This window comes from Kitasatospora sp. NPDC058032 (assembly GCF_042885845.1).
In the GTDB taxonomy this organism is placed as follows: Bacteria; Actinomycetota; Actinomycetes; order Streptomycetales; family Streptomycetaceae; genus Kitasatospora.
Window position 1 is genome coordinate 28,879 of record NZ_JBHVRK010000021.1, and the last position, 17,680, is coordinate 46,558.

18 protein-coding genes are annotated in these 17,680 nt (G+C 72.0%); 15 read left to right on the forward strand and 3 right to left on the reverse strand.

What is annotated here, in order from left to right; all coding sequences use genetic code 11:
* Positions 1–57: 57 nt before the first annotated feature.
* On the forward strand, positions 58–1,341 hold the full coding sequence (locus ACFVUH_RS28125; RefSeq protein WP_387916159.1) for a geranylgeranyl reductase family protein: 1,284 nt from the start codon (positions 58–60) through the stop codon (positions 1,339–1,341).
* Between the two features lie 89 nt (positions 1,342–1,430).
* Here the strand turns inward: ACFVUH_RS28125 and ACFVUH_RS28130 are convergent, their stop codons facing one another.
* Both ACFVUH_RS28130 and ACFVUH_RS28135 read right to left on the reverse strand, forming a co-directional pair.
* Positions 1,431–1,763, reverse strand: coding sequence for a MazG-like family protein (locus ACFVUH_RS28130; RefSeq protein ID WP_387916075.1), 333 nt, complete (start codon positions 1,761–1,763; stop codon positions 1,431–1,433).
* Positions 1,764–1,885: 122 nt separating this feature from the next.
* Positions 1,886–2,599, reverse strand: coding sequence for a peptidylprolyl isomerase (locus ACFVUH_RS28135; RefSeq protein WP_387916077.1), 714 nt, complete (start codon positions 2,597–2,599; stop codon positions 1,886–1,888).
* Positions 2,600–2,816: 217 nt separating this feature from the next.
* Between ACFVUH_RS28135 and ACFVUH_RS28140 the strand changes: the two genes are divergently transcribed.
* Complete coding sequence (locus ACFVUH_RS28140) at positions 2,817–3,722, forward strand: DMT family transporter (RefSeq protein WP_387916078.1); 906 nt, start codon at positions 2,817–2,819, stop codon at positions 3,720–3,722.
* A gap of 16 nt (positions 3,723–3,738) precedes the next feature.
* Here the strand turns inward: ACFVUH_RS28140 and ACFVUH_RS28145 are convergent, their stop codons facing one another.
* A complete protein-coding gene (locus ACFVUH_RS28145) occupies positions 3,739–4,350 on the reverse strand; it encodes a hypothetical protein (RefSeq protein WP_387916079.1) in 612 nt (203 codons plus the stop codon).
* A gap of 191 nt (positions 4,351–4,541) precedes the next feature.
* Here ACFVUH_RS28145 and ACFVUH_RS28150 point away from each other — a divergent pair, with 191 nt between their 5' ends.
* From ACFVUH_RS28150 to nuoK, 13 genes are all read left to right on the forward strand, one after another.
* Positions 4,542–5,606, forward strand: a complete 1,065-nt coding sequence (locus tag ACFVUH_RS28150) for a sensor histidine kinase (protein ID WP_387916080.1) — start codon at positions 4,542–4,544, stop codon at positions 5,604–5,606.
* A 142-nt stretch (positions 5,607–5,748) separates the two neighbouring features.
* Entirely contained in the window at positions 5,749–6,408 is a 660-nt protein-coding gene (locus ACFVUH_RS28155; protein WP_355374342.1) for a response regulator transcription factor, read from the forward strand.
* 437 nt (positions 6,409–6,845) lie between these two features.
* On the forward strand, positions 6,846–7,205 hold the full coding sequence (locus tag ACFVUH_RS28160; protein WP_014137597.1) for an NADH-quinone oxidoreductase subunit A: 360 nt from the start codon (positions 6,846–6,848) through the stop codon (positions 7,203–7,205).
* A gap of 60 nt (positions 7,206–7,265) precedes the next feature.
* Positions 7,266–7,820, forward strand: coding sequence for an NADH-quinone oxidoreductase subunit B family protein (locus ACFVUH_RS28165; protein ID WP_355374348.1), 555 nt, complete (start codon positions 7,266–7,268; stop codon positions 7,818–7,820).
* Entirely contained in the window at positions 7,817–8,530 is a 714-nt protein-coding gene (locus ACFVUH_RS28170) for an NADH-quinone oxidoreductase subunit C (protein WP_387916085.1), read from the forward strand. Before ACFVUH_RS28165 ends, ACFVUH_RS28170 begins: the two co-directional genes overlap by 4 nt.
* A complete protein-coding gene (locus ACFVUH_RS28175) occupies positions 8,530–9,885 on the forward strand; it encodes an NADH-quinone oxidoreductase subunit D (RefSeq protein WP_355374350.1) in 1,356 nt (451 codons plus the stop codon). Before ACFVUH_RS28170 ends, ACFVUH_RS28175 begins: the two co-directional genes overlap by 1 nt.
* Positions 9,886–9,902: 17 nt before the next feature.
* Complete coding sequence (nuoE, locus tag ACFVUH_RS28180; RefSeq protein ID WP_355374388.1) at positions 9,903–10,637, forward strand: NADH-quinone oxidoreductase subunit NuoE; 735 nt, start codon at positions 9,903–9,905, stop codon at positions 10,635–10,637.
* Complete coding sequence (gene nuoF, locus ACFVUH_RS28185; RefSeq protein WP_387916087.1) at positions 10,637–11,998, forward strand: NADH-quinone oxidoreductase subunit NuoF; 1,362 nt, start codon at positions 10,637–10,639, stop codon at positions 11,996–11,998. Before nuoE ends, nuoF begins: the two co-directional genes overlap by 1 nt.
* Entirely contained in the window at positions 11,995–14,478 is a 2,484-nt protein-coding gene (locus ACFVUH_RS28190; protein ID WP_387916088.1) for an NADH-quinone oxidoreductase subunit G, read from the forward strand. Before nuoF ends, ACFVUH_RS28190 begins: the two co-directional genes overlap by 4 nt.
* Positions 14,475–15,833: an NADH-quinone oxidoreductase subunit NuoH gene (gene nuoH / locus ACFVUH_RS28195; protein WP_387916090.1), complete on the forward strand. Its 1,359-nt coding sequence runs from the start codon at positions 14,475–14,477 to the stop codon at positions 15,831–15,833. Before ACFVUH_RS28190 ends, nuoH begins: the two co-directional genes overlap by 4 nt.
* Positions 15,834–15,839: 6 nt before the next feature.
* Complete coding sequence (nuoI, locus tag ACFVUH_RS28200) at positions 15,840–16,451, forward strand: NADH-quinone oxidoreductase subunit NuoI (protein WP_355374361.1); 612 nt, start codon at positions 15,840–15,842, stop codon at positions 16,449–16,451.
* Entirely contained in the window at positions 16,448–17,374 is a 927-nt protein-coding gene (locus ACFVUH_RS28205) for an NADH-quinone oxidoreductase subunit J (RefSeq protein WP_355374363.1), read from the forward strand. Before nuoI ends, ACFVUH_RS28205 begins: the two co-directional genes overlap by 4 nt.
* Positions 17,371–17,670, forward strand: a complete 300-nt coding sequence (nuoK, locus tag ACFVUH_RS28210) for an NADH-quinone oxidoreductase subunit NuoK (RefSeq protein WP_030300898.1) — start codon at positions 17,371–17,373, stop codon at positions 17,668–17,670. Before ACFVUH_RS28205 ends, nuoK begins: the two co-directional genes overlap by 4 nt.
* Positions 17,671–17,680: the final 10 nt, after the last annotated feature.

Genomic DNA, 17,680 nt, shown 5'->3' on the forward strand with positions numbered 1-17,680 from the left:
CGGCCGGCCGACCCCCCCAGCAGGAGTGTGCCCACCGTGTCCGAGACCGCTGTTGACCTGAGCGCAGGCGTTGTGGAGAGCACCGCGGACGTCATCGTGGTCGGCGCCGGCCCGGCCGGGTCCACCACCGCCTACCACCTCGCGCAGGCGGGCCTGGACGTGCTGCTGCTGGAGAAGACCAGCTTCCCCCGGGAGAAGGTCTGCGGAGACGGTCTCACCCCGCGGGCCACCAAGCAGTTGGTGGACATGGGCATCGACGTGTCCACCGAGGACGGCTGGCTGCACAACAAGGGCCTGCGGATCATCGGCGGCGGGGTCCGGCTGGAGCTGGACTGGCCCGAGCTGTCGGCCTTCCCGGACTACGGCCTGGTCCGCAAGCGGGCCGACTTCGACGAGCTGCTCGCCCGTCAGGCCGAGAAGGCCGGGGCCCGGCTCTACGAGCGCTGCAACGTCAGCGGCCCGGTGCTGGACGAGCGGACCGGCCGGATCGTCGGGGTCACCGCCAGGCTCGGCGACGAGAAGCGCCCGGTGACCTTCCGCGCCCCGCTGGTCGTGGCCGCCGACGGCAACTCCACCCGGCTGTCGCTCGCGATGGGTCTGCACCGCAGGGAGGACCGCCCGATGGGCGTCGCCTACCGCACCTACTTCACCTCCCCGCGCCACGACGACGACTACCTGGAGTCCTGGCTGGAGCTGTGGGACACCCGCGGCGGGGAGCGCAAGCTGCTGCCCGGCTACGGCTGGGTCTTCGGCATGGGCGACGGCACCTCCAACGTCGGCCTCGGCATCCTCAACTCCTCGCCGGCCTTCGGCGAGCTGGACTGGCGCGAGGTCCTGAAGGCCTGGTGCGCCAGCATGCCGGAGGAGTGGGGCTACACCCCGGAGAACATGACCGACCCGATCCGGGGGGCCGCGCTGCCGATGGCCTTCAACCGGCAGCCGCACTACACCCGCGGCCTGCTGCTGGTCGGCGACGCGGGCGGCATGGTCAACCCGTTCAACGGCGAGGGCATCGCCTACGCGATGGAATCCGGCCAGATCGCCGCCGGGGTCATCGTCCAGGCCCTCGCGCGGGTGACCGACGGAGGCCGGGAGCGCGCGCTGCAGGCCTACCCGCGCATCCTCAAGGACGTCTACGGCGGCTACTACACGCTCGGCCGGGCCTTCGTGAAGCTCATCGGCAACCCGAAGGTCATGCAGCTCGCCACCCAGCGCGGGCTGACCCACCCGATGCTGATGAAGTTCGTGCTCAAGCTCCTCGCCAACCTCACCGACCCGCAGGGCGGCGACGCCATGGACCGCATCATCAACGGCCTGGCCAAGGTGGCGCCGAACGCCTGACCAACGGGGCCGCCAGCGGTCGGGCGCTCGCTCCCGCCGGCGGCCGGGTCAGCGGTCCGGCGGCCCCGGTCGGTTCACCGGCGGCCGGGTCAGCGGTCCAGGTTGCGGCTGGCCGCGGAGCGCTGCTCGACGTAGGCGAGGCGGTCGGCGAACACCTGGGCGGCGTCCGGGGTGAGCGTGCGCAGCGCGACCAGCGCGGAGAAGACGACGTCGCACAGCTCGTGCTGGACGTCCTCCCAGCTGTGGGTGACCCCCTTGCGCGGGTTCTGGCCGGTGGCGCCGATCACGGCGGCACTGACCTCGCCGACCTCCTCGGAGAGCTTGAGGATGCGGGCGAGCCGCTCCTCCTGCGGGGGGAGCGGGCTCTCCTCGTCGAGCCAGGCGACCAGGTGGTCGACGCTTTCCCAGATCCTGCTGTCCATGCGGTGCTGCTCCCGTGCGGTGTCCGCGGCCTGCCGGGGTGGCCGGTCGGGTGGCCGGATTCGTGCGGCCGTTCGGTGGCCGCCGACGTTCTGCTCCACCGTACGGGAGTTCACCGGATGGCTCAGCGGGCGGAGATCTTCACGTTGCGGATGTTCACGGGCAGGGTGGGGAAGCCGTCACCGGGGTTGTTCTGGTCGTCCTCACCTCCGGCCGCGATCTTCTGCAGCACGTCCAGGCCGTCGGTGACCCGGCCGAACGGGGTGTAGGCGGGGGAGAGCTTGGTGTCCTTCCAGACGAAGAAGAACTGGCTGCCATTGGTGTTGGGCCCCGCGTTGGCCATGGCGACCGTGCCGGCCGGGTAGGTGGCGCCCTCCAGGTTCTCGTCGGGGAAGGAGTAGCCCGGGCCGCCGCTGCCGGTTCCGGTCGGGTCCCCGCACTGCAGGACGTAGAGCCGCTGGGTGGTCAGCCGGTGGCAGTGGCTGCGGTCGAAGTAGTCGCGTTCGGCGAGGAAGCGGAACGAGAAGGTCGTGCAGGGGGCCTTGTCGGTGAGCGCCTGGAATGTGATCGAGCCCTGGGAGGTCTTCAGGGTCGCTTTGTACGGCTTGGCGGCCTTCCGGGCGTCGAAGACCGGGATGCCCTTGAAGTTGTCGGCCGGGACGGCCGGCGTGTAGGTGCAGGTGGTGCTGGCCGCGCCAGCGCCGGTCGACGGGGTGTCCGCGACGGCGGTGCCGGTGCTCGCGACGAGCGGGAGGACGGTGGCGGCGGCGAACAACGCCCAGTGCTTGCGCCTCATGTGACGGGCCTTCCGGTGGGTGGGGGACGGCTGCGTTGGCATGGCGACATCATTCACGGCGGGGTGGGGATCCGGTAGGGGGCGGAAAGCCGTTGATCGTGAGCGGTCGGGTGCGCGAGGATGGCGGGCCCCGCTCCGCCCCGCTCAGTGATCCGTCCGACGACGTGCGCGACTCTCGTGTGCCGGTCCGGCACCTTCGAGGCCTCGGGCCTCGAACGCTTCGAGAGGCTTCGCCGTGCGTGCTCCGTCCTCCGCTCTGTTGCGTGATCTGCCGGTGCTGCTGGTGGCGGTGGTGTGGGGATCGAGCTTCCTGGCGGTGCAGCGGGTGGCCGAACCGGGCACGGTGGTGGCGATGCTGGTGCTGCGGTTCGGTCTGGTGCTGCCCGTCCTGGGGCCGGCGGCCTGGCGCTCGCTGCGACGGCTGCGGCGCGCCGAGTGGCTGGGCGGGGCCGGGCTGGGACTGGTGCTCGGTGGGATCTTCCTCCTTGAGACGTTCGGCGCGGTGCACACCTCGGCGACCAACGCGGGCCTGATCATCAGCCTCACGATCGTGTTCACCCCGCTCGCGGAGAGTGCGTTGGCCCGGACGCCGCTGCCGCGCTCCTTCCTCGCGGCGGCCGGTCTGGCGGTGGTGGGCATCGCGCTGCTCACCGGGGACGGCGGCCTGCGGGCCCCGGCCTCGGGGGACCTGCTGATGCTCGGCGCCGCCGTCGTGCGGACGGTCAACGTGCTGGCCACCGCCCGGGTCCGGGCGATCCGGGAGAGCGACACGCTGGCCGTCACCTGGGTCCAGCTCGCGGCCGCGACGTTGGTGTTCGCCGCCGTCGCGCCGTTCGCCGGCCCGTTGCCCTGGACGGTCGCGGCCGCCTATGGGCCGGCCCAGTGGGGTTGGCTGCTGCATCTGGCCCTGCTCTGCACGCTGTTCGCGTTCTTCGTGCAGATGCGGGCCGTCCGCACCACCTCGCCCTCACGGGTCAGCCTGCTGCTGGGCACCGAACCGCTCTGGGCCGCGGTGTTCGGCATCACCCTGGCGGACAACCACCTCGGGCCGTCGGCCCTGCTGGGTGGCGCCCTCGTCCTGGTCGGCACCGAGTGGGGGCGGCGGACCGCCTTGGCGCCGCGGCCGGAGGCGGTACCGGCGGAGCGGGAGCCGACGGCGGTGTGACGGTCGGGCGCGGTGCTCACCGGCGCCGCCCCAGGGTGCGGCGGGCGTAGGCGAAGGTGACCGCGGCGAGCAGCGGACCCCAGGCGACCAGCGGCAGGTAGCAGAGGGTCATGATCACCCCGGCGAGGCCCCGCGGAGCACCGGGACCGCTCATCGCCGAGGCCCAGCCGCCGAACAGCGCCGACATGCCCATCGCGGTCAGGGCGGTGGAGCCGAGGGCCGCCGGGACGATCGCGGCCCACGGCCGGACGGCCCGGCCGCCGATCAGCGGGATCCGGCGCGGGAGCACCTCGCCCCAGGGACGGACCAGCCCCAGGGTGAGGAAGGCCAGCAGCTCGGCCAGCCCGCTGAGCGCGAGGACGTACACGGTGCCCCAGCCCGGGACGTAGGGGTCGAAGGCCGCGGCCAGCTCCCCGCTGAAGCCGACCGGGATCCCCACCCCGAGGGCGAGCCGCCAGAGTCCGGACGGGACGGTCGTCCAGACGGTGGCGAGGGCGGCCCGCTCGGCCCAGCGCGGGGTGCCGGCGGGGCGGACGGCGCGGGTTGTGCGGGCAGCGCGGGCAGTGCGGGCGGCGAGGCCGGCGGCGGTGGCCGGTGCGGTGGGTGCGGCGGGTGCGGTGGCGGACATGGTGGCGGACTCCCCTCCGGGACCGGCCGCGGCGGCCGGTCCGACGGGATCAAGAGTGGCCGCCGGAGGGGGCCTTCCATCAGTGCCGATCGGGCTGTCCTGGCTGCTCGGAACGGGTGCGGAAATGTGCCGATCGGCACAGGCGGAGCGCTCGGGCGATCCGTAGGCTTCCCGGCAGGAAGGAGGCGACGATGAGTCAGATGCTTTCGCTTGCCGCCCCGGTGGCGGTCCTCTACGGGTGGTTGCTGCGCTCCCGGTTCGGAGTGGCGGCGGTGGCCGGTGCGGCCGGTGCGGTGTCGGCCGGGGCATCGGCCGGCGTCTGGGCCGCCGGGCGGTGGACCGAGGCCGATCGCTGGCCGGCCCTGGTCGGTCTGCTCGAACTCGCCCTGCTGCTGCTCCTGGTGGTCGTGGCGTTGCGGGCCGAGGGCGGTCGGCGCGGGGCGGTGGCGGTCTGGACGGTCGGTGGCGCGGTCGCGCTCTGGCCCTCCCGGTTCCAGGCGATCGAGGGCCCGCAGGACGCGCTGACGCTCTTCGGGTTCGGCTCGGCCTTCGCGCTGCCGGCGGTCCTGGTCGGGCTCTACCTGCGCGGGCTGGACGAGGCCCGGCGCCGCTCGGTGTCCGCCGCGCGCCGCTCCCAGCGGCTCGAACTCGCCCACGACCTGCACGACTTCGTCGCCCATGACGTCAGCGGGATGGTCGCCCAGGCGCAGGCGGGCATGGTGCTGGCGGCCTCCGACCCGGTGCGGGCGGCCGCTCTGTTCGAGCGGATAGAGCAGGCCGGGCTGCAGGCCCTGGCCTCGCTCGACCGGACGGTCCGGCTGCTGCGCAGCGAGGACACCGACGGTCCGGAGCGCGGTCCGCAGCCCGGCCTGGCCGAACTCACCGAACTCACCGAGCGGTTCGCGGACTCGGGCGGAGTGACGGTGCGGCTGGACGCCCCCGCGGAGGAGCCGGGGGTGCCCCGGGAGGTGGCGGCCACCGCCTACCGGGTCGTGGTGGAGGCCCTGACCAATGTGCGGCGGCACGCGCCCGCCGCCCGTGTGGTCGAGGTCCGGGTGCGCCGGGAGGGGCGGCGGCTGTCGGTGCGGGTACGGGACGACGGCGGTGTGGCGGCGCAGCCGTCCGGGCCGCGCCGGGGAGGCAGTGGGCTGGCGGGGCTGGCCGCCCGGGTGGAGGCGCTCGGCGGCACGCTCGCCGCCGGCCGGGAGGGTGGCGGCTGGCAGGTGGCGGTGACCATGCCGCTGAAGGCGTGGTGACGGGCCCGGCGGTCTGCGCCGGGGGAGCGGCGCGAACGGAACGACCAACGCGAAGAGAACGACCAACGCGAACGGAACGAATGACGGGAACGGCAAGAACGGCGCCGGGACCGTACCGGCAGAAGGACGGAGGCGTGGGCCGATGACGATCAGGGTGCTTCTCGCCGACGACGACGAGGCGATCCGCAGCGCGTACCGGATCATCCTCGACGCCCAGCCGGACATCGAGGTGGTGAACGAGGCCGCGGACGGCGAGGCGGCGGTCGCCCTGGCCCAGCGGCTCCGGCCGGACGTCATCCTCGCCGACATCCGGATGCCCCGGCTGGACGGGCTGGAGCTGACCAGGCGCCTGGGTGGGGAGTTCCGGGTGGTCGTGGTGACCACCTTCGACCTGGACGAGTATGTGCACGAGGCGATCCGCGCGGGTGCGGCGGGTTTCCTGCTCAAGCGCTCGGGACCGGCGCTGCTGGCGGAGGCGGTGCGGTCCGCCGTCGCGGGGGACGCGTTGATCAGTCCGCAGATCACCGTCCGGCTGCTCCGTCGACTGTCGAGCGGCACACCGCAGCGGCCGGCGGCCGGCGGGAGAGCGGAGCGTCCGCAGGTCGGCCCGGTCGAGGAACTCACGGCACGGGAGAAGGAGATCGCGCGTCTGGTCGCGGACGGCGCGACCAATGCGGAGATCGCGGCGGAGCTGTTCATCAGCGCCGGAACGGTGAAGAACCACCTGGCCTCGGTCCAGCGGAAGCTCGGTGCCCGGAACCGGGTGGGCATCGCCGCCTGGGCGTGGGAGAGCGGGGCCTGAGCACGGCTCGCGCGCTTGTGAACGAAGGGTCAAGCGGGCGTTCGCGGAGCCGCCACCCCTGCGGGTGAGACGCTATAACACGTCAACATGACGCCCGGAAATTTGCTCTCGGCGATGCATAGTTGATATAGGCGTGCGGCTCTGACCAGCCGCTTCGCAGATAAAAGCGACAGCTTGTGACCATTTGACTTCTTTGCGTTGACAAATATCGTCATGCTCACCTTCGCCATCATTCGCGAGGTGTCGTAGATCACAAAGATCGCCCTGAACTGCGTGTCGCAGATCACAAGCCCACGGGCATAGGATGCGCTCGTTCCAGGCTTTGTGAACTGCCTCACATGGGGTGGATCCGGGAACTGGAGCGCCGGGTTCACCCCAGTGTGACCCGTCGGTTCCGATCTGCAGTCAAGGACGACTGGACGGAGGGAGCGGGGGCTATGAATGCCTACGCGCCGATCCTCGTACTCGGTGCCATCGCGGCGGCGTTCGCGGTCGGCTCCGTCGTGATGGCCTCACTGACCGGCCCCAAGCGCTACAACCGGGCCAAGCTGGAGGCGTACGAGTGCGGCATCGAGCCGACCCCGCAGCCCGTGGGCGGCGGTCGGTTCCCGATCAAGTACTACCTGACGGCGATGCTCTTCATCGTCTTCGACATCGAGATCGTCTTCCTCTACCCGTGGGCCGTGAGCTTCGACGCCCTGGGGATTTTCGGGCTGGTCGAGATGCTCCTGTTCATCGCCACCGTCTTCGTCGCCTACGCCTACGTCTGGCGCCGCGGCGGTCTGGAGTGGGACTGACCGCTGACTTTGTGAACGTGCGGACAAGCCAACGGACTTGAGGGCATTGAGAGGGATCTGATGGGAATCGAGGAGAAGCTGCCGAGCGGCTTTCTGCTCACGACCGTGGAGACGGCCGCCGGCTGGGTGCGCAAGGCGTCGCTCTTCCCGGCCACCTTCGGGCTGGCCTGCTGCGCGATCGAGATGATGACCACCGGCGCGGGCCGCTACGACCTGGCCAGGTTCGGCATGGAGGTGTTCCGGGGCTCCCCCCGGCAGGCCGACCTGATGATCGTGGCCGGTCGGGTGAGCCAGAAGATGGCGCCCGTGTTGCGCCAGGTCTACGACCAGATGGCCAATCCGAAGTGGGTCATCTCCATGGGCGTCTGCGCCTCCTCGGGCGGGATGTTCAACAACTACGCGATCGTGCAGGGCGTCGACCACATCGTCCCGGTGGACATCTACCTGCCCGGCTGTCCGCCCCGCCCGGAGATGCTGATGGACGCGATCCTGAAGCTGCACGACAAGATCCAGCACGAGCCGCTCGGCGCGAACAAGCGCCGCGCCGAGGAGTTGGGCGAGGCGCTCGCGCTGCAGGCGACCCCGGTGAGCGAGATGCGGGGGCTGCTGCGATGAACGACCAGGTACCCGAGACCCGCCGCGAGCAGCCGCACCGCGAGATCCCGGTCGAGGTGGTCGGCCGCCGGCAGGGCATGTTCGGCGCCCAGGGCACCGGCGACACCTCCGGCTTCGGCGGGCTGGTCGCCCCGATCGCCCTGCCCTCGGCCAGCGAGCGCCCCTACGGCGGCTGGTTCGACGAGGTCGCCGACGAGCTGGAGGGCGCCCTGGAGGAACAGGGCCTCGACCCCGCGGAGGTGATCGAGAAGACCGTCGTCGACCACGCCGAACTCACCTTCCACATCGCCCGCGAGCACCTGCTGCGCACCGCCCGCACCCTGCGCGACGACCCGGCGCTCCGCTTCGAGCTCTGCCTCGGGGTGAGCGGAGTGCACTACCCGGGCGACCAGGGCCGCGAACTGCACGCGGTCTACCACCTGCGCTCGATCACCCACGGCCGGCTGATCCGGCTGGAGGTCACCGCGCCGGACGCCGACCCGCGCGTCCCGTCGGTGGTCAGCGTCTACCCGACCAACGACTGGCACGAGCGCGAGGCCTACGACTTCTTCGGCCTGGTCTTCGAGGGCCACCCGGCGCTCACCCGGATCATGATGCCGGACGACTGGCTGGGTCACCCGCAGCGCAAGGACTACCCGCTCGGCGGCATCCCCGTCGAGTACAAGGGCGCCCAGATCCCGGCGCCCGACCAGCGGAGGTCGTACAGCTGATGAACACCCAGCACTACGAGGAGACGCACCGGGACGGCACCGCCGAGGCGGGTGCCCGGGACACCACCGAGGGCCGGGTCTTCACGGTCACCGGCGGCGACTGGGGCGAGGTGGTCGAGGCCGTCGGCCGGGCCGACGACGAGCGCATCATCGTCAACATGGGCCCCCAGCACCCCTCCACCCACGGGGTGTTGCGGCTGATCCTGGAGATCGACGGCGAGACGGTGACGGAAGCCCGCTGCGGCATCGGCTACCTGCACACCGGCATCGAGAAGAACATGGAGTTCCGCAGCTGGGTCCAGGGCACCACCTTCGTGACCCGCATGGACTACCTGACCCCGCTGTTCAACGAGACCGCCTACTGCCTGGCGGTCGAGAAGCTGCTCGGCATCACCGACGACGTCCCCGAGCGGGCCAACGTCATCCGGGTACTGATGATGGAGCTCAACCGGATCGCCTCCCACCTGGTCTGCCTGGCCACCGGCGGCATGGAGATCGGCTCCACCACCCTGATGATCTACGGCTTCCGCGACCGCGAGCTGATCCTGGACGTCTTCGAACTGGTCACCGGCCTGCGGATGAACCACGCGTACGTCCGCCCCGGCGGCCTCGCCCAGGACCTCCCGCCCGGCGCGGTCGACCAGATCCGCGAGGCCGTGAAGACCATCCGCTCCCGGATGCACGAGTACGACAAGCTCGCCACCGGCAACCCGGTGTTCAAGGCCCGCCTGGTCGACGTCGGCTTCCTCGACCTGCCCGGCTGCCTCGCCCTCGGCGCCACCGGCCCGATCCTGCGCGCCACCGGCCTGCCGCACGACCTGCGCAAGACCGACCCGTACTGCGGCTACGAGAACTACGACTTCGAGGTCGCGATCGCCGACAGCGCCGACTCCTACGGCCGCTTCCTGATCCGCCTGGAGGAGATGAAGCAGTCGCTGCGGATCGTCGAGCAGTGTCTGGACCGGCTGCGCCCCGGCCCGGTCATGGTGGCCGACAAGAAGATCGCCTGGCCGGCCCAACTCGCCGTCGGCCCGGACGGGATGGGCAACTCCCTCGACCACATCCGGAAGATCATGGGCACCTCGATGGAGGCCCTGATCCACCACTTCAAGCTGGTCACCGAGGGCTTCCGGGTCCCGGTCGGCCAGGCCTACGCGGCGGTCGAGTCGCCCAAGGGCGAGCTGGGCGTGCACGTGGTCAGCGACGGCGGGACCCGCCCGTACCGGGTCCACTTCCGGGACCCGTCGTTCACCAATCTGCAGTCGATGGCGGCGATGTGCGAGGGCGGCCAGGTGGCCGACGTCATCGTCGCGGTGGCCGGGATCGACCCGGTGATGGGAGGCGTGGACCGGTGACAGACGTCCAACTGGGGATGCCGGCACTGCCGGCCAGGCCGTACCCCGAGGAGGTGCACGCCCGGCTGGCCGCCGACGCCGCGGAGCTGATCGGCCGCTACCCGGTGGCCCGGTCCGCCCTGCTGCCGCTGCTGCACCTGGTGCAGGCCGAGGAGGGCTTCGTCAGCCCGACCGGCATCCGGTTCTGCGCCGAGCAGCTCGACCTGACCACCGCCGAGGTCACCGCCGTCGCCACCTTCTACACCATGTACCGGCGCCGGCCCGCCGGCGAGTACCACGTCGGGGTCTGCACCAACACCCTGTGCGCGGTGCTCGGCGGCGACCAGATCTTCGCCGAGCTCCAGGAGCACCTCGGGATCGCGAACAACGAGACCACCGAGGACGGCCGGATCTCGATCGAGCACATCGAGTGCAACGCGGCCTGCGACTACGCACCCGTGGTGATGGTCAACTGGGAGTTCTTCGACAACCAGACGCCGGAGAGCGCCAAGCGGCTGGTCGACGACCTGCGCGCGGGCCGGGAGGCCGTTCCCACCCGCGGCGCCCGGCTCTGCTCCTTCAAGGAGACCGCCCGGATCCTGGCCGGCTTCCCCGACGAGCGCCCCGGCGCCGTCGACGAGTCGGGCGCCGGCGGCGCCCCCTCGCTGGCCGGCCTGCGGCTGGCCCGCGGCGAGGCCCTGCCCGGCACCGGTGGCACCCGCGTCGTCTCCCCCCGCCACGAGGGCACCGGCCAGGAAGGGAGTGAAGCGTGATGACCTCCGCCGAGCCGGCCGAGAAGCTGCTCACCCCCGTACTGTCCGCCTCCTGGGACGACACCCGGCCCTGGAGCCTGGCCACCTACCGCCGCCACGCCGGGTACGAGGGCCTGCGCACCGCCCTCGCCATGCCCCCGGACGACGTGATCGCCCTGGTCAAGGACGCCGGACTGCGCGGCCGCGGCGGCGCGGGCTTCCCCACCGGCATGAAGTGGCAGTTCATCCCGCAGAACGACGGCAAGCCGCACTACCTGGTGGTCAACGCGGACGAGTCCGAGCCGGGCACCTGCAAGGACATCCCGCTGCTGTTCGCCAACCCGCACTCGCTGATCGAGGGCATGATCATCGCGTCCTACGCGATCCGCTGCGACCACGCCTTCATCTACCTGCGCGGCGAGGTCGTCCCGGTGCTGCGCCGGCTCCAGGCGGCCGTGGCCGAGGCCTACGAGGCCGGGCTGCTCGGCCGGGACATCCTCGGCTCCGGCCTCGACCTGGACATCACCGTGCACGCCGGCGCCGGCGCGTACATCTGCGGCGAGGAGACGGCTCTGCTCGACTCGCTGGAGGGGCGCCGCGGCCAGCCGAGGCTGCGCCCGCCGTTCCCGGCCATCGCCGGCCTCTACGCCTGCCCGACCGTGGTCAACAACGTCGAGTCGATCGCCTCGGTGCCGCCGATCCTGGCCCGAGGCAAGGCCTGGTTCAAGGGCCTGGGCACCGAGAAGTCCCCCGGCTTCACGCTCTACTCGCTCTCCGGCCACGTCACCAACCCCGGCCAGTACGAGGCCCCGCTCGGCATCACGCTGCGCCAGCTGCTCGACATCAGCGGCGGCATCCGCCCCGGCCACCGGCTCAAGTTCTGGACCCCGGGCGGCTCCTCCACCCCGATGTTCACCGACCAGCACCTCGACGTTCCGCTCGACTACGAGGGCGTCGGCGCGGCCGGCTCGATGCTCGGCACCAAGGCCCTGCAGGTCTTCGACGAGACGACCTGCGTGGTGCGCGCGGTCACCCGCTGGACGGAGTTCTACGCCCACGAGTCCTGCGGCAAGTGCACCCCCTGCCGCGAGGGCACCTACTGGCTGGTCCAGCTGCTCAAGCGGATCGAGGCCGGCCAGGGCGCCGAGGGCGACCTGGAGAAGCTCCTCGACATCGCCGACAACATCAACGGCAAGTCCTTCTGCGCCCTGGGCGACGGCGCGGCCAGCCCGATCGTCTCCTCGCTCCAGCACTTCCGGGCCGAGTACGAGCAGCACCTCGCGGAGCGCCGCTGCCCGTTCGACCCGGCCGCCTCCACCGTCTGGGCCGACGGCCCCCGCCCCGGCCACCAGTCCGCCACCGAAAGGGAGGTGCACGCGTGACGATCACAGAACCGTCCACCTCCCAGGGCGGCCAGGCCGCGGTCGAGCTGGTCACGCTCACCATCGACGGCGTCGAAGTGCGGGTCCCCAAGGGGACCCTGGTGATCCGGGCCGCCGAGCAGATCGGCACCCAGGTCCCGCGCTTCTGCGACCACCCGTTGCTCGACCCGGCCGGCGCCTGCCGGCAGTGCATCGTCGAGATCGAGGGCCAGCGCAAGCCGGTCGCCTCCTGCACCATCCCGGTCGCCGAGGGCATGGTGGTCCGCACCCAGCTCAGCTCGCCGGTCGCCGAGAAGGCCCAGCGCGGTGTGATGGAGCTGCTGCTGATCAACCACCCGCTGGACTGCCCGGTCTGCGACAAGGGCGGCGAGTGCCCGCTGCAGAACCAGGCGATGTCCACCGGCGACGCGGACTCCCGCTTCGAGGGGATGAAGCGCACCTACGAGAAGCCGGTGCCGATCAGCAGCCAGGTGCTGCTGGACCGGGAGCGCTGCGTGCTCTGCGCCCGCTGCACCCGGTTCTCCCAGCAGATCGCCGGGGACCCGTTCATCGACCTGGTCGAGCGCGGCGCCCTGCAGCAGGTCGGCACCGGCGAGGGCGACGACTTCGAGTCGTACTTCTCCGGCAACACCATCCAGATCTGCCCGGTCGGCGCCCTCACCTCGGCGGCCTACCGCTTCCGCTCCCGCCCGTTCGACCTGGTCTCCTCGCCGAGCGTCTGCGAGCACTGCTCCTCCGGCTGCGCCCAGCGCACCGACCACCGGCGCGGCAAGGTGCTGCGCCGGCTGGCCGGCGAGGACCCGGCGGTCAACGAGGAGTGGAACTGCGACAAGGGCCGGTTCGCGTTCCGCTACGCCCAGCAGCGCGACCGGATCACCGCCCCGCTGGTCCGCCGGGACGGCGAACTCGTCGCCGCCTCCTGGCCGGAGGCGCTGGCCCGGGCCGCCGAGGGACTGCGCGAGGCCCGCACCGGCGTGCTCACCGGCGGCCGGGTCACCGTCGAGGACGCCTACGCCTACGCCAAGTTCGCCCGGGTGGTGCTCGGCACCAACGACGTGGACTTCCGGGCCCGCCCGCACAGCGCCGAGGAGGCGGACTTCCTGGCCGCCGCGGTCGCCGGGCAGGGCGTGGACGTCAGCGGCGAGGGCGTGACCTACCAGGACCTGGAGGCCGCGCCGGTGGCGCTGCTGGTGGCCCTGGAGCCGGAGGAGGAGTCGCCGATCGTCTTCCTGCGGCTGCGCAAGGCCAACCGCAACCGCGGGCTGCCGGTCTTCTCGGTCGCCGCGCACGCCTCCCGCGGCCTGGCCAAGCTGCACGGATCGCTGCTGCCCGCCGCCCCCGGCACCGAGGCCGAGTGGCTGGCCGCGCTCGCCGCCGACGAGCCGCTCAACGACGAGGCCGGCCGCGCCGCCGAACTGCTGCGCACCCCCGGCGCGGTGATCCTGGTCGGGGAGCGGGCGTCCGCCGCCCCCGGCGCGCTCACCGCCGCGCTGCGCCTCGCGCACGCCACGGGCGCCCGGCTCGCCTGGATTTCGCGGCGGGCCGGCGAGCGCGGCGCGGTCGAGGCGGGCGCGCTGCCCGGCCTGCTGCCGGGCGGCCGCCCGGTCACCGCTCCGGCCGCCCGGGCCGAGGCCGCCGCAGCCTGGGGCGTGCCCGGACTGCCCGAGGGGACCGGCCGGGACACCGCGGGGATCCTGGCCGCCGCCGCCCGCGGCGAACTCGACGCGCTGCTGGTCGGCGGCCTCGACCCGGAGGACCTGCCCGACCCGGCGGCGGCCGAGGAGGCGCTGGCGGCCGTCCCGTTCGTGGTCTCGCTGGAGCTGCGCCCGTCCGCCGTCACCGCCCGCGCCGACGTGGTGCTGCCGGTGGCCGCGGTCGCCGAGAAGGCCGGCACCTTCCTGGACTGGGAGGGCCGGGTGCGGATGTTCGAGGCCGCGCTCAAGCCGGACCAGCAGATGGGCCGTCATCTGCACCCGGACCTGCGGGTGCTGAACATGCTCGCCGACGCGCTGGGCCACCGGCTCGGCCTGCCCGACGTCCGCGCCGCCCGGCTGGAGCTGGACCGGTTCACGCCCTGGACCGGCGCGCGCCCGGCCGCCCCGGCCGCCCACCCCGGTGTGCTGCCCCGCCCGGCCACCGGCCAGGCGGTGCTGGCCGGTTGGCGCCTGCTGCTCGATCGCGGCTCGCTCCAGCAGGGCGATCCGCACCTGGCCGGCACCCGGCACCGCGCCGTCGCCCGGATCTCGCCGACCACCGCCGAGGAGATCGACGCGGTGGGAGCCCCCGCGCTGCGGCTGACCGGCCCGTCCGGCTCGGTCACCCTGCCGCTGGAGATCGGCAAGGAGATGCCGGACCGCACGGTCTGGATCCCGCTCAACTCCACCCCGGGCGGTGCCCACCGCACGCTCGGCACCACCACCGGCCACCTGGTCACCATCGCCCCGGCGCAGGGCGTCGAGTCCGACGAGGAGGAGAAGTGAACCCCACCGCGCACCCGCTCGCCGGGTACGACCTCGCCGTGTACGAGACGCTCGGGTTCTTCGGCCGCGACCCCTGGTGGCTGGTCCTGCTCAAGGCGGTGTTCTGCTTCGCCTTCCTGGTCGGCACGGTCCTCGTGGCGATCGTCTGGGAGCGCAAGGTGGTGGCCTGGATGCAGCTACGCATCGGGCCCAACCGGCACGGCCCGTGGGGCATGCTGCAGTCGCTCGCCGACGGCGTGAAGCTGGCGCTCAAGGAAGACCTGGTGGTCAAGGGCGCCGACAAGGCGGTCTACATCCTGGCCCCGATCGTCTGCGCCATCCCGGCGTTCATGGCCTTCGCGGTGATCCCCTTCGGCCCGGCCGGCAACGAGGTGTCGGTGTTCGGCACCCGGACGCCGATGCAGCTGACCGACTTCCCGGTGGCGCTGCTGTACATCCTGGCCACCGCCTCGGTCGGCATCTACGGCATCGTGCTGGCCGGCTGGTCCTCCGGTTCGACCTACCCGCTGCTCGGCGGCCTCCGCTCCTCGGCCCAGATGATCAGCTACGAGATCGCGATGGGCCTGTCCTTCGCGGCGGTGTTCATCTACTCCGGCTCGATGTCCACCTCGGAGATCGTCTCCTCGCAGCAGCCGACCTGGTTCGCGGTGCTGCTGCCGGTGTCGTTCATCGTCTACATCGTGGCGATGGTCGGCGAGACCAACCGCGCGCCGTTCGACCTTCCGGAGGCCGAGGGCGAGCTGGTCGGCGGCTTCAACACCGAGTACTCCTCGCTGAAGTTCGCGATGTTCATGCTGGCCGAGTACGTCAACATGGTCACCGTCTCGGCCGTCGCCTCCACCCTGTTCCTGGGCGGCTGGCGGGCCCCCTGGCCGGTCTCCACCTTCTGGGAGGGCGCCAACCACGGCTGGTGGCCGATGCTCTGGATCACCCTCAAGATCCAGCTGCTGCTGTTCTTCTTCATCTGGCTGCGCGGCACCCTGCCCCGGTTCCGCTACGACCAGTTCATGAAGCTCGGCTGGAAGGTGCTGATCCCGGTCTCGCTGGTCTGGCTGGTGATGGTGGCCGCCGTCCGGGCGCTGCGCAACGAGGGCTACGGGTTCGGCGAGGTGGTGCTCTACGTCGGTGCCCCGGTCGGCGCGCTGCTGCTGCTCGGCCTGCTGCGGGACGTCGTGAAGCGCCGGCCGGAACCCGTGGACGGCGCGCCGAGCGGGGAGTTCGACCCGATGGCCGGCGGCTACCCGGTGCCGCCACTGCCCGGCCAGCAGCTCCCGCAGGTCCCGCGCCGGCCCAGCCGCGCCCCGAAGCAACTCCAGGACGCCCTCAACGGGGCCGACCATTCCGAAGGGAGCTGAACCGAGATGTCGTCCGACCAGAACCGCCGGACCGACCGGCCCGAACGGGCCGAGAAGCCGTCCATCCTCGGACCGGCCGCCGGCTTCGGCGTGACCTTCAAGGCCATGTTCAAGAAGCGGCTCACCGAGCAGTACCCGGAGCAGAAGAAGCCCACCGCCCCGCGCTTCCACGGCCGCCACCAGCTCAACCGGCACCCGGACGGCCTGGAGAAGTGCATCGGCTGCGAGCTGTGCGCCTGGGCCTGCCCGGCCGACGCCATCTACGTCGAGGGCGCGGACAACCGGGAGGAGGAGCGCTACTCGCCCGGTGAGCGGTACGGCGCGGTGTACCAGATCAACTACGCCCGCTGCATCCTGTGCGGCCTGTGCATCGAGGCCTGCCCGACCCGGGCGCTCACCATGACCAACGAGTACGAGCTCGCGGACTCCTCCCGCAAGGACCTCATCTTCACCAAGGAGCAGCTGCTGGTCGGCCTCTCCGAGGGCATGGTCGACACCCCGCACGCGATCTTCCCGGGCGCCGACGAGGGCGCGTACTACCGCGGCGAGATCACCGCGGCGGCGCCGGGCACCGAGCAGCAGGAACGCACCGATCGGGAGAAGGAGGCGCAGTCGTGACCGCCGCCCCCGCCACCCTCGCCGCCGTCACCGGCGCGACCTCCACCGGCGAGGCCGTCCAGTTCTGGGTGCTCGCGGTGATCGCCGTCGGCGGAGCCCTCGGGATGCTGCTGATGAGGAAGGCGGTGCACAGCGCGCTCTGCCTGGCCGCCACCATGCTCGCCCTGGCGGTCTGTTACATGGCCCAGGGCGCGGTGTTCCTGGGCGTGGTGCAGATCGTCGTCTACACCGGCGCGATCATGATGCTCTTCCTGTTCGTGGTGATGCTGGTCGGCGTGACCAGCGCGGACTCGCTGAAGGAACAGCTGAAGGGCCAGCGGTTCGCCGCCGTGGTCTGCGGCCTCGGCTTCGGCGTGCTGCTGGTCGCCGGGATCGCCAACGCCAGGCTGCACACCTTCGCCGGCCTCGGCGAGGCCAACGCCGAGGGCAACGTCCAGGGCCTGGCCCGGCTGATCTTCACCAAGTACGTGTGGGCCTTCGAGGTCACCGGCGCGCTGCTGATCACGGCCGCGATCGGCGCCATGGTGCTGACCCACCGTGAGCACGTGAAGGCCCCGAAGACCCAGCGCGAGCTGGCCGCCCAGCGGGTCGCCGACAACCTGCAGGTCCCGCCGCTGCCCGCGCCCGGCGTCTACGCCCGGCACAACGCGGTGGACATCCCGGGCCTGCTGCCGGACGGCTCGATCGCCGAGGACTCGGTGATGGCGACCCTGCGCGAGCGCGGCCAGATCCGCGACGTCAGCCAGCAGATGCTGGCGCGGATGGCCGAGCTGGAGTCCAGCACCGCCGACTGGCTGGGCCGCCCGCCGTCCGAGCGCCCGCCGGTGACCGGCCCGCGCCAGGCGCTGGAGCCGGTGGCCGCCAACCACAAGGCGCCGGCGAACCGCCCGGCGTCCGACCACGACGAGGAGGGGGCGGAGTGAATCCGGTCAACTACCTCTATCTCTCCGCCCTGTTGTTCACCATCGGCGCCTCCGGCGTGCTGATCCGGCGGAACGCGATCGTCCTGTTCATGTGTGTCGAACTGATGCTCAACGCCTCCAACCTGGCGCTGGTCACCTTCTCCCGGATGCACGGCAACCTGGACGGCCAGATCATCGCGTTCTTCACCATGGTGGTCGCGGCGGCCGAGGTCGTGGTCGGCCTCGCGATCATCGTCTCGATCTTCCGGACCAGGCACTCCGCTTCGGTCGACGACAGCAACCTGATGAAGCTGTAGGCGGAGGGCC

Bases quoted from the DNA above. Each gene is read 5' to 3' on its own strand.
- ACFVUH_RS28130 (WP_387916075.1), bottom strand. From the start codon at position 1,763: ATGGACAGCAGGATCTGGGAAAGCGTCGACCACCTGGTCGCCTGGCTC.
- ACFVUH_RS28150 (WP_387916080.1), top strand. From the start codon at position 4,542: ATGAGTCAGATGCTTTCGCTTGCCGCCCCGGTGGCGGTCCTCTACGGG.
- ACFVUH_RS28170 (WP_387916085.1), top strand. From the start codon at position 7,817: ATGAACGACCAGGTACCCGAGACCCGCCGCGAGCAGCCGCACCGCGAG.
- ACFVUH_RS28160 (WP_014137597.1), top strand. From the start codon at position 6,846: ATGAATGCCTACGCGCCGATCCTCGTACTCGGTGCCATCGCGGCGGCG.
- ACFVUH_RS28155 (WP_355374342.1), top strand. From the start codon at position 5,749: ATGACGATCAGGGTGCTTCTCGCCGACGACGACGAGGCGATCCGCAGC.
- nuoF (WP_387916087.1), top strand. From the start codon at position 10,637: ATGACCTCCGCCGAGCCGGCCGAGAAGCTGCTCACCCCCGTACTGTCC.
- ACFVUH_RS28145 (WP_387916079.1), bottom strand. From the start codon at position 4,350: ATGTCCGCCACCGCACCCGCCGCACCCACCGCACCGGCCACCGCCGCC.
- ACFVUH_RS28165 (WP_355374348.1), top strand. From the start codon at position 7,266: ATGGGAATCGAGGAGAAGCTGCCGAGCGGCTTTCTGCTCACGACCGTG.
- nuoI (WP_355374361.1), top strand. From the start codon at position 15,840: ATGTCGTCCGACCAGAACCGCCGGACCGACCGGCCCGAACGGGCCGAG.
- ACFVUH_RS28175 (WP_355374350.1), top strand. From the start codon at position 8,530: ATGAACACCCAGCACTACGAGGAGACGCACCGGGACGGCACCGCCGAG.
- nuoE (WP_355374388.1), top strand. From the start codon at position 9,903: ATGCCGGCACTGCCGGCCAGGCCGTACCCCGAGGAGGTGCACGCCCGG.
- ACFVUH_RS28135 (WP_387916077.1), bottom strand. From the start codon at position 2,599: ATGCCAACGCAGCCGTCCCCCACCCACCGGAAGGCCCGTCACATGAGG.